General features: G+C 30.6%; 9 protein-coding genes. 2 read left to right on the plus strand and 7 right to left on the minus strand.

What is annotated here, in order from left to right; genetic code table 11:
• Positions 1-5: 5 nt before the first annotated feature.
• Positions 6-581 carry a hypothetical protein gene (locus KV700_RS07270; protein WP_166385412.1) on the minus strand — a complete coding sequence of 192 codons (576 nt, stop codon included), beginning with the start codon at positions 579-581 and terminating at the stop codon, positions 6-8.
• A gap of 110 nt (positions 582-691) precedes the next feature.
• On the opposite strand from KV700_RS07270, the gene ccsA reads away from it, so the two are divergent.
• Together ccsA and KV700_RS07280 are read left to right on the plus strand one after the other, a co-directional pair.
• Positions 692-3,835, plus strand: a complete 3,144-nt coding sequence (ccsA, locus tag KV700_RS07275) for a cytochrome c biogenesis protein CcsA (protein ID WP_218599642.1) — start codon at positions 692-694, stop codon at positions 3,833-3,835.
• A gap of 59 nt (positions 3,836-3,894) precedes the next feature.
• A complete protein-coding gene (locus tag KV700_RS07280) occupies positions 3,895-4,410 on the plus strand; it encodes a DUF2892 domain-containing protein (RefSeq protein WP_218599643.1) in 516 nt (171 codons plus the stop codon).
• Between the two features lie 487 nt (positions 4,411-4,897).
• Here the strand turns inward: KV700_RS07280 and KV700_RS07285 are convergent, their stop codons facing one another.
• The 6 genes from KV700_RS07285 to porV all read right to left on the minus strand — a co-directional run bounded on the left by KV700_RS07285 (position 4,898) and on the right by porV (position 11,791).
• Positions 4,898-6,520 carry a LysM peptidoglycan-binding domain-containing protein gene (locus tag KV700_RS07285; RefSeq protein ID WP_218599644.1) on the minus strand — a complete coding sequence of 541 codons (1,623 nt, stop codon included), beginning with the start codon at positions 6,518-6,520 and terminating at the stop codon, positions 4,898-4,900.
• Positions 6,511-8,046: a glutamine-hydrolyzing GMP synthase gene (gene guaA, locus KV700_RS07290; protein ID WP_166385419.1), complete on the minus strand. Its 1,536-nt coding sequence runs from the start codon at positions 8,044-8,046 to the stop codon at positions 6,511-6,513. Before guaA ends, KV700_RS07285 begins: the two co-directional genes overlap by 10 nt.
• Before the next feature lie 219 nt (positions 8,047-8,265).
• Positions 8,266-9,330 carry a 3-oxoacyl-ACP synthase III family protein gene (locus tag KV700_RS07295; RefSeq protein ID WP_166385421.1) on the minus strand — a complete coding sequence of 355 codons (1,065 nt, stop codon included), beginning with the start codon at positions 9,328-9,330 and terminating at the stop codon, positions 8,266-8,268.
• 148 nt (positions 9,331-9,478) lie between these two features.
• The gene (locus KV700_RS07300) at positions 9,479-9,859 is read right to left on the minus strand and encodes a group III truncated hemoglobin (RefSeq protein WP_166385422.1); all 381 of its coding nucleotides are present in this window, start codon (positions 9,857-9,859) and stop codon (positions 9,479-9,481) included.
• 208 nt (positions 9,860-10,067) lie between these two features.
• Positions 10,068-10,550, minus strand: a complete 483-nt coding sequence (cdd, locus tag KV700_RS07305; protein WP_166385424.1) for a cytidine deaminase — start codon at positions 10,548-10,550, stop codon at positions 10,068-10,070.
• 80 nt (positions 10,551-10,630) lie between these two features.
• A complete protein-coding gene (gene porV / locus KV700_RS07310) occupies positions 10,631-11,791 on the minus strand; it encodes a type IX secretion system outer membrane channel protein PorV (RefSeq protein ID WP_218599645.1) in 1,161 nt (386 codons plus the stop codon).
• Between the last annotated feature and the right edge of the window lie 36 nt (positions 11,792-11,827).

The following is an 11,827-nucleotide window of genomic DNA, read 5'->3' on the forward strand; positions in this document are numbered from 1 at the left end:
AATGCTTATTTTATATGCTCTAAATTTTCTTCTAACTTATTTCGATCATCCACCAAAACCATAATTTCTTCTGGAGACAAATAGTATCTTTTAATCCGATTTTTATATGCTTCTGAAATATCAGCATGATTCAGAATAAAATTCTTTGTTTTTATAATATACGATTCCATTTTGTGCTTTACTGCAAAACCATCTGCGGCTCTTTCTGCGGCCACAATATGAGTATCCGAAAACAAGTATTTAAGTCCGAACCAAATTAAATTTAACTTACTTCTATTTTGATAATCCATAATATGCCCTAATTCGTGACCTATCCAACCAATAAAAATATCTTTAGGAATATCTCGCGTAGAAAATTCTTTATCAGAAATTTTAAATTTTTCACTAATTAAAATTAAAAATTTTCTGTTATGTGTAGATTTAAAAAAACTATCAAAAGTGGGTCTTGCTTGCATTGTAGACTTTTTAATATTCTTTTTAAATTTAAACTGAATGTGTATGTTTTTTAACTGCGGATAATAATTTAGTGCAGTTTCTACTTCCGCTTTTATGGTTTTAGGAATTACATGATATTTAGGCATAAACTTTATGATTTTTTTAAAACTTTAATACATAAATATACCCATATCTAGAAGTTCATTTGTGCTTTTATGCTTAAATTTGTAGCTCTTTTAAAAAGCATTTCAGAAGGATGAAAAAAATTATTAGTATTCTCTACTCGACTCGTTTAATGGCCGTTTTATTTATCCTTTTTGCGGTTGCAATGGGAGTTGCAACATTTATAGAAAACGATTTTGGCACGCAAACCTCTAAAGCACTTGTTTATAACACCTGGTGGTTTGAACTAATTATGCTGTTCTTTGTTATTAATTTCTTTGGAAACATCTTTAGATATAGATTGTATAAGAAAGAAAAATGGGCCGTTTTAATGTTTCATTTATCTTTTTTATTAATTCTTGTTGGTGCAGGAGTAACCCGTTATATTGGTTTTGAAGGTATTATGTTAATTAAAGAAGGAGAATCTACCGATAAATTCTTATCTGAAACCACTTATTTAAACGCTATCATTGATAATGGTAAGGTACAAAAGCCAGAAATAAATAAACCAATGTTATTATCTGCTTGGGGTAAAAATTCTTGGTCCTACTCAGATCACTTTAAAACCGAAGACACAGAACAAGATTTTAGTTTTGAGCTTGTTGAATACATTCCTTGGGCTGAAAGAAAATTAGTAGAAGATGAAAATGGAATTGAACATTTGTTTTTTGTAGAATCTTCGGATGGAAGCCGTCATGAACATTGGATTCAAAAAGGAACAATTGAAAATATTCACGGAGTTTTAGTTGGTTTTGATGTTGAGAGCGAAAATGCTTCTATTAACTTTATAGAACAAAATGGAAACTTAAAAATGGTTTCTAAAGATGATGGTGATTGGTTTAGAATGGCAGATCAGAAAAAAGGTAATATTGCTAAAGACTCTCTACAAAACTTTCAATATTTAACTTTACACAATGTGTCGGGTTTACAATTTGTAATTCCAAGACCAGCAGAAAAAGGTGTCATGAAAACTACTAGTGGCCCTAAAGACGATAAAAAACTAGACGTTGTTGTTGTAGACATTAAAAGTAATGGCCAAACTGAAAGGGTAGAATTAACAGGAGGTAAATTTAACTCTCAGGGTTCTAAAGAAGTTACTGTTGGAGGACTAAATTTTAGAGTATTATATGGTGCAAAAATTTTAGAAACACCTTTTTCAATAAAACTAAATGACTTTCAACTAGAAAAATACCCAGGGTCTGAAAGTGCTGCGTCTTACGCCAGTGAAGTAACCGTAATAGATGGAGATGAAACTTTTGATTATAGAATTTTTATGAATCACATTTTAGACCACAAAGGCTATAAATTCTTCCAATCTAGTTACGACTTGTCTGGACCAGTAGAAGAGACACATCTTTCTGTAAATCATGATTTTTTAGGCACATTCATTACCTACCTAGGGTATTCTTTCTTATACACAGGTTTAATTTGTATTCTATTTGCTAAGAACACTCGTTTTGACGACTTAAAAAAAGGATTAAAAAAGATTAGAAAGAAAAAAATGACTTTATCTGTTATTGCAGTATTAATGTTTTCTAGTTTTAGTTTTGCGCAACATGCTCCGCATAAAGAAAGCAAAATTACAGACCATCAAATAGACTCAATACTACAAGCTAATTTAGTAGATGTTCATCATGCTGAAAGCTTTAATAAATTGGTTATTCAAGATGCTGGAGGTAGAATGAAACCTGCTCATACTTTTGCTTCTGAATTGGTTAGAAAAGTAAGTAAGACAGAAACTTTTAATGGAATGCAACCGAGTCAAGTTTTATTATCTATAATAGAAAATCCAAGACTTTGGTTTGAAGTACCTGTTATTTATTTAGAAAAAGGAAATACACATATTAGAGAATCTTTAAGTTTATCTAAAGATGCAGAATATGCTCGTTTATCAGATTTTATAACGCCAACTGGTTCTTATAAAATAAAAGAAGAAGTTGCTGAAGCTCAAAAGAAAAATGTAAAAAATAAATTTGAGAAAGATTTAATTAAAATAGATCAACGTGTTGGTTTATTATACAGCGCAATTGGTGGTGGTATTTTACGTATTTATCCAATTCCTAATGATGATAATAATACCTGGGTTTCTCAACCAGAAAGTTCTACGGCAGGTTTTAAAGCTACAGATTCTGTTTTCGTTCGTCAATCTTTACCTGTTTACATTCAACTTTTACAAGAAGCAAAAAAGAGCAACGATTATACAAAAGCAGATCAAATTTTAGACGGAATTAAAAAGTTTCAACAAAAATTTGGATCTGAAGTATACCCTTCAGAAAAACAAATTAGTTTAGAAATTTCTTATAACAAACATCAACCTTTTCAAAAACTAGTAAAATACTACGGTTTAGTAAGTTTACTTTTAATAATTTTTGTTTTGTGGCAAATTTTCAATTCTAAAAAATGGATTAATTATACAGTAAAAGGATTAATAGCAATTATAATTGGGTTGTTTATTGTTCATAATTTAAGTTTAATTGCCCGCTGGTATATTAGCGGAAATGCACCTTGGACAAACGCTTATGAATCAATTATTTTTGTTGCTTGGGCAACAATGTTATTCGGTTTATTTATAGGAAGAAAATCTGCTTTAACAATTGCAGCTGCTGCATTTTTAACAGCAATTACATTGTTTTTTGCTGGTCAGAACTGGTTAGATCCAGCAATTGCAAACATACAACCTGTTTTAAATTCTTGGTGGCTTTTAGTACATACCTCTATAATTGTAGCCAGTTACGGACCTCTTTCATTGGCTATGATTCTTGGAATTTTTGCTTTATTTCTAATGGTTTTTACAACCAAAAAGAACAAAAACAAAATGGATTTGAATATTAAAGAAATTACAATTATTAACGAAATGGCAATGACCGTTGGTTTGGTAATGTTAACTATCGGTAACTTTCTTGGAGGTATGTGGGCTAATGAAAGCTGGGGAAGATACTGGGGTTGGGACCCAAAGGAAACTTGGGCCTTAGTTTCTATTATGATCTATGCTTTTGTTTTACACATGCGTTTAATACCTGGTTTACGAGGTAGATACACTATAAATTTATGGTCTATAATAGCCTATTTTTCTATTATGATGACGTATTTTGGAGTAAACTTCTACTTAGCAGGCTTACACTCGTATGCAAGTGGGGATAGAGTTATTACGCCAACTACTGTTTATTATTCTGTTGGGTTTACCATAATTCTAGGAATTTTAGCTTGGTTTAAATACAAGAAATACTATAAAAAGTAATACATATTTTAGCAATAAAATGTACTTTTGCAACTGATTTAATAACAATAAAAAACAATATGTTTCATAAAAATATAAAATTAATTTTAGCAGGTTTAATAACAGCTTTCGCAGTGTATCAATTTACCTTAGGTAATATAATGAACGGAATTTCTATCTTACTTTTGGCAGGAATTTTTGTGTTATTTTATTTTAAAAACGAATTTATTTTACTTGCTTTTTTACAATTACGTAAGCAAAATTTTGAAGGAACTAAAAAATGGTTAGACTATATTAAAAACCCAGAAGCTGCATTAATCGTTAAACAGCAAGGTTATTTTAATTATTTACATGGTATTATATTAAGTCAGACGAATATTACACAAGCAGAAAAATTTTTACGTAAAGCCGTTAAAATAGGTTTACCTATGGATCATGATTTAGCAATGGCTAAATTACAACTGGCTGGTATTGCAATGACAAAAAGACGTAAGCGTGAAGCAACGAACCTAATGGCTGAAGCTAAAAAATTAGACAAACACGGTATGTTAAAAGACCAATTGAAGATGATGAAAGATCAGATGAAAAAAATCTAATACTTTCTCTTTTTTACTGATATAAAAAAAATCTGCTATCTAGCGGATTTTTTTATGCCTTATAATTATTACAGTTAGCAGGTATTTCAATAACAAAAAGACGCAAACCTGAGGCAACTAACTTTAATAGGATGAAGATAAAAAATTAGACAAACACGGTATGTTAAAAGACTAAATCAAGATAATGAAAAATCAGGTAAAAAAAATCTAACACTTACATTTTAGTGATAAAAAAAACCCGCTGTTTAGCGGATTTTTTTTGACTTATATGTACTTCTTACTTTCTTATAAAAACTTCCAAGAGCTTATTTAAACAGAAAGCTAATAAGATTGTTTAGCCCTGATTGAACCTTTCGTCAATCTCAAGACAAGCTATTTGTTTGAGCTCTTTTTATTCCTTTTTAGGATAAAAAAAGTGAGTAGTAAAAGCAGGAAATAGCTTCTAAAAAACAGTAAAATAACACTGCTACTACAAGCTAAACCTTAACTACTTTAACCTTGTTAAACTTAAGTCTTTATTATATTTTACAATAAATAATCCTTTGTTTTCTGAGATACCTCCTGATTTTCCTGAATAATCAAATTTAGTTTCTATTCTAAAAGAGGCACCTTCTTTAAATGTGTCTTTTAAATCATCTCCAGAAGCCAATCTAATTAAAACATCGTACGTTATATCAAATCCTTTGGTTGCCGAAAATGAAGGCAACGCATTGTTTTTACGAAAATATTGACTGTTAAATTGTTGTGTTGAAACTGAAGCTTCATTTACATACTCATCGCTTACATACGTTAAATTAACTTTTGCCAATTTTAAATTTTCAATTTTATCAAAAGCATCCCCTTTATTATAGGTAAATAACTGAACATTTGTATTATCTGGTAAGCTAATTAGACTATTTATAGCACCTGCCACTAAAATAGTGTTGCTAGAAGTTAAAACAACCCAATTATTTTGATTTGGTTTTAAGACTTCTAAAAAACGATTTTTAGCAATATATCCCTTAGAAGGTTTTATAACATGAACAACCGCAATAGAATCATGAGATTGTAAGGACTGTTTTATGGCTGCATTAGAAATATTAGATTCATATTCTCCGTCTCCAACCAAAATTAAATTTCCTTTTGTAAAATTATCTTTTATATACGTAGTTAATTCATCTCTAAAAACTTTTTTCTCTGGTGATGTTTTAATCAGTTTTGAAGCTGTAAATTGAGATTGCTTTGTAGAATAAAAAGGAAAAACAACAGGTACATTTAACTTATTCGCAACCAACTCTGCTTCCTCAGAATACAAAGGACCAATTACAACATCGTTCTTATTAAGGTTATTATCAGACAAAATAGCTTTAATTTTTGTACTATTTTTCCCGGTATCAAAGACATTTAATTCTACATTAACTCCTTGACCTCTTAAAGAATCTATCGCAATTTGTGCACCTAAATAAAAGTCTGTAACCATATCTGCCAATTTGCTTTTCTGAAAAATATCTTTTGCTGTAAAAGATTCAAATTCATCTGTTCTAAAAGGGAGTAATAACGCAGCTTTTAAATGAATTTTACGATCAATTACATCTTCATAGATATTATTTTCGATAACGATTTCTCCTTCTTCTATGGCTTTTATTTTTATAATCTGCCCCACTTTTAGTCCTTCTGATAAAACAGGATTAAGCGTTGTTAACGCTTCTTCAGTAACATTATAAAAACGAGTTAAACTATAAAAAGTATCTCCTTTTTTCACCTCATAAACAACAAAATTTGTTTTAAGTTCGGCTATAAGCTCATTCTTTTTTTCTTTTAAAGCAGCTTCTTTATCTTTAGCATCCATTGCAACATCTTCTACCGTTTTATCTTGGGTAGAAGTTGTTGCTTTAATTTTTTTATTAGGAATTACAATTACAGAATTCACTTTTAGATTACTACCCACATCTGGGTTAAGGCGAAGTAAATCTTTGGTATTCATATCTAATCTACGAGCAATACCACTAATTGTTTCTCCCTTTTTTACTTTATACTGTACGTATTTATTTTGTTGACCGCAAGAAACGGTAAACGTTAAAATACACAGAAATACAAAAAACTTTACATGTTTCATATACATTATTCCCATTCTATAGTTGCAGGTGGTTTTGAGCTAATATCATACACAACTCTATTTACACCTTTTACTTGATTTATTATTTTATTAGATGTTTTTTGCAAAAATTCATAAGGTAAATTTACCCAATCGGCCGTCATTCCATCTGTACTTTCTACGGCTCTTAAAGCAACTACTTTTTCGTATGTTCTTTCATCTCCCATTACACCTACAGAGTTTACTGGAAGTAACATTGCGCCTGCTTGCCAAACTTTATCATACAAACCGTCTTCTTTTAATCCGTTTATAAAAACAGCATCAACTTCTTGTAAAATTCTAACTTTTTCTGCAGTAATATCTCCTAAAATACGAATTCCTAAACCTGGTCCAGGAAATGGATGACGACCTAATAATTCTGGATCAATCCCCATAGAAGCACCTACTCTTCTTACTTCGTCTTTAAAAATCATACGTAAAGGTTCTACAATTTTTAATTTCATATAATCTGGTAAACCTCCCACATTATGATGACTTTTAATGGTTGCAGATGGTCCTCCGTTTACAGAAACAGACTCTATTACATCTGGATAAATTGTTCCTTGTGCTAACCAAGTTACGTCTGTAATTTTATGTGCTTCATCATCAAAAACTTCTATAAAAGAGTTTCCGATTGCTTTTCTTTTCTTCTCTGGATCTGAAATTCCTTCTAAGGCTTTCAAAAAACGTGCCGATGCATCTACACCTTTAACGTTTAATCCCATCCCTTCGTATTGCGTAAGTACACTTTCGAACTCATTTTTACGTAAAAGACCATTATTAACAAAAATACAGTATAAGTTTTCGCCTATTGCTTTGTTTAATAAAACGGCTGCAACGGTAGAGTCTACTCCTCCAGAAAGTCCTAAAACAACTTTATCGTTACCTACTTTTTCTCTAATTGCTGCTACTGTGCTTTCTACAAAAGAATCTGGCGTCCATGTTTGTGCAACACCTGCTATTTTAACTAAAAAGTTTTCTAATAATTGTTTACCATCTTTAGAATGATATACTTCTGGGTGAAATTGAATAGCAAAAGTTTCTTCACCATTAATTTTATAAGCCGCATTTTTAACGTCTTTAGTACTCGCCAATAACTCTCCGTTGGTTGGTAATTCTTTTATGGTATCTGAATGACTCATCCAAACCTGACTTCCTTCTGAAATATTTTCAAAGAAAGTTTCACCACTTTTTATGTATGATAAATTTGCTCTACCATATTCTCTTGTATTAGAAGGAGCTACTTGTCCGCCTGCAAAATGCGCTAAATATTGCGCGCCATAACAAACTGCTAAAACAGGTTTTTTTCCTCTAATTTCTGATAAATCTGGGTGTAAAACATTTTCTCCTCTTACAGAGTTTGGGCTACCTGACAAGATAACTGCTTTAAACTCTGATTGATTTTTTGGTGGATGGTTATAAGGATGAATTTCACAATAAATGTTTAATTCTCTTACTCTTCTCGCAATTAGCTGTGTGTATTGCGATCCGAAATCTAAAATAAGTACGTTGTGTTGTTGCATGCGCAAAAATAATATTTTGAATTGAAATTAAACGCAAAGGACGCAAAGAATTTTAGTAAAGATTATAAAGAAAAAATAATTACAATTACATCTTACTATATCCTAAAATATAAAACCTAAAAAAACTCAAGAAAATTATCTTCTTGAGTTTTTTTATAAATACTTTACACTATTTATTTTCTATTATAAAAACAAAGTATCGATTAATAGCTTTATCTTTTAAAACTTATATACAATTGCATTTATATTCATTCCAGCACCAACAGAGGCAAAAATAACTACATCTCCTTTATTTACTTCCTGATTTTCTATTTTACCTTTTAGAACTAAATCTAAAAGTGTAGGCACAGTTGCAACAGAGCTATTCCCTAATTTAGTAATACTTAAAGGCATAACCCCTTCTGGAACTTTCTTTTTAAATAATCTAAAGAAACGTTTCATAATTGCTTCATCCATTTTTTCGTTAGCTTGATGAATAAATATCTTTTTAACGTCATCTATTTCAACACCACTTTTATCTAAAGCAAATTTCATAGCTGCAGGAACATGAACCAAAGCAAATTCATAAATTTTTCTTCCTAACATTTTTATATATTGTACATCTTGGTCTACTTCTTTATTAAAAGAGCTTCCATAATATAAATAATAAGCTTCGTCTTTTGAAAAAGTTTGAGTTGCATGGCTTAAAATACCGGTTCCAGTTTCTTCCGTAGCTTCTAAAATACAAGCTCCGGCTCCATCACTAAAAATCATAGAATCTCGATCGTATTTATCTACTACTCTAGATAATGTTTCGGCACCAATTACCAAACATTTTTTAGCCATACCAGCCTTTATAAATGCATGTGCTTGTATGGTTGCTTCTATCCAACCTGGGCAACCAAAAAGAATATCATAAGCAACACAATTAGGGTTTTCTATACCCAATTTATGTTTTACTCTGGTAGATAAACTTGGTAATAAATCACTCTGACTTCCACCTGCTTTTACATCTCCAAAATTATGAGCTATAATTATATAATCTAACTCTTCTTTATCTATATTAGCATCTTCTATAGCTTTTTGAGCCGCAAAGAAAGCCAAGTCCGAAGAAGTGTATGCTGCTTTAGCATATCTTCTTTCTTCAATACCAGTAATCGCTTTAAACTTTTCTATAATTACATCGTTATCAGAATTAAAAGGCGAACCATCTTCATTTAAGAAATGTTCGTTTAAAAAATCTTTGTTTTCTTTAGTTATAGAAGGAATAAAAGTACCTGTTCCTGTTATTTTTGATGAAATCATAATTGATATTAAATATTATTTTACTTAAAAAATATTAGCCCTCTAAAGTACGAATTTCACTATACATAGAATTAAAAAACCGTATAAAAAATGATATTCAAAACTACTTTTTAAGGGAATATATAAAAAGAGAAAATTTACGTTTATATTATTTATACACGTCCAGTTTTAACTCCATTACAGTAGCAATAGACCTTGCTCTGTTCTTCATATTATGTGCCTTTTCACCATCAAAATTGTCATCAATAGTTTTATAAAAATACGACATCCAGATGGTAAAATGTTCTTTCTTAAAAGCTACAAAAACGTTTTTATCTACATGTTTTTTCATCACATTATTAGCATACGTATTTGTATCAAAAAGAATGTCGTTCCAAAAGTCTGAAATAACCTCTAAATGTTCTTCTAAATGGTTTTCCGCTACAATATCTTCAAAAAAAGGAATCATTTTTTTATCTGATAATAATAAGTCGTAAAATTTTGTGATGATAAATTTTATATCCTCTCTTGAAGAAATATCTGTTTTCATATTTTAATTTTTAGAACACCTAAAAGATTCTTTAAATAGTACATGTGTTTACAAGGTTGCTGTTTGCTTGCGTTAGAGATTAAAATGACATCCTTTTTACTTTTTTAAGCAGACATTATTACGAGGATCGAAGTAATATCTTCTTAATTATGAGATTGCCACAGTTTACAAAAAAGTAAACTTCGCAATGACAGTTGTTATAAAAAGATTATAAATACTTGCTATCAAAAGAAAAAGGCAATAATGAAAGTAGCGATTCTGTAACAACCACCTCACCTACTTCTCCCATAAAAAGGACTTGAAATGGTGATTTTTGATTGATTTCGTATTCAGACAAAGTTTGCCTACAGGCACCACAAGGCCCAATTGGTTTGTTTACGTTGGTTATTGTAGAACTTGCTGTAATTGCTAGTTTTATAATTTTCATGTCTGGATATGTAGAACCCGCTTTCCAAATAGCAACTCTTTCTGCACACATACCAGAAGGGTATGCAGCACTTTCTTGGTTGTTTCCTAAAACTATTTCTCCATTATCTAACAACAAGGCAGCACCTACATGAAACTTAGAATACGGAGCATAGGCTTTTTTTCTAGCTTCTATTGCTTTTTGCATTAAATTTTGGTCTTCTACAGAAAGTTCTAAAATATCTTTATAGATTGTTGCGGATGTTGAAACTTCAATTTTTTTCATAAAAATCTGTTCGTCAAAAAAAGCAGCCTTATTTGACTGCTTTTAAATATTGTTATAAAATTACTAAAAATAAATGACTTTTAATAATCATCAAAAACTTCTCCTAAATCAAATGATAATGAAAAACGTAAAGAGTTTTCTAATGGATTACTTACATCTGAAGAATTCATTAAATATGACAAATCTATATTTAAAGCATTGGTTTTAAAACCACCACCTAGCGTAAAATATTGTCTTCCTCCAATTGTATCACTTTCATGAAAATAACCACCTCTTAAAGCAAAAGCATTGTTGTATAAATACTCTGCTCCTAACGCATAGGTAAATTCTTTAATTTCACTACTAAATCCTCCTGGAGCATCTCCAAAAGATTGAAAAATACCACTTACCCAACCAACGTTGTCATCTTTACCATCAGTAATATTACCGTCCGTATCTCTAATTGGTGGAGTTGGTACTAATAATTTTGTAAATTCTACTGTGGTAGAAATGGTATTGTAATCGTCTAAAATAAAATCGAAACCACCACCTAATTTTAAATTTGTTGGTATAAAGTCTTCTTCACCCGTACCTGGAGCATAAGAAACCTTTGGACCAATATTAGCAATATTGAACCCTAATCTGTAACGTCCATTAAAGTTACCGTAGTTTTCTTCGAACGATTGATAATATCCAGAAACATCTACAGCAAAAGAATTAATTGGTTGTAAAGTACTATTTGTACCATTAAAAGTTAAGTTAGATCTCACATATTTTAAACCAACTCCCATAGAAAACGTTTCGCTTAATTTTAAAGAATACGCCCCTGTTAAGGCTAATTCATTTGGGTTTATTGTTCCATTATCACTACCATCATTATTTGTTAAATCTATTTGCCCTAAAGAAAAATATTTTAAATCTGCTCCCCATGCTGCTCTATCACTAAAACGATTCATATAAGAAGCACTTCCTGTAAAAATATCGTCTGTTAATTGACGTAGCCATGGTGAGTACGTTATAGCAGCCTTAATTTGTCTATTACTAAATGCCATTTTTGCAGCATTATGAAAAAGAGAAAATGCATCTGCAGAAGTGGCTACACCAGCATCTCCCATACCTGCTGCTCTTGCATCTGGCACTATTAAAAGAAATGGCATTGCAGTAGTAATTCCTCCAATATCGTCTGTATTAATTGTTGATTGTGCAGACACTTTAACACTTGCAAATACGCATAGTATAAAATAGATTCCTAATTTCTTCATTTGAGTTTTTATTCTTATTTTAATTTGACAAATATC

It is taken from the genome of Polaribacter sp. NJDZ03 (assembly GCF_019263805.1).
Classification (GTDB): Bacteria; Bacteroidota; Bacteroidia; order Flavobacteriales; family Flavobacteriaceae; genus Polaribacter.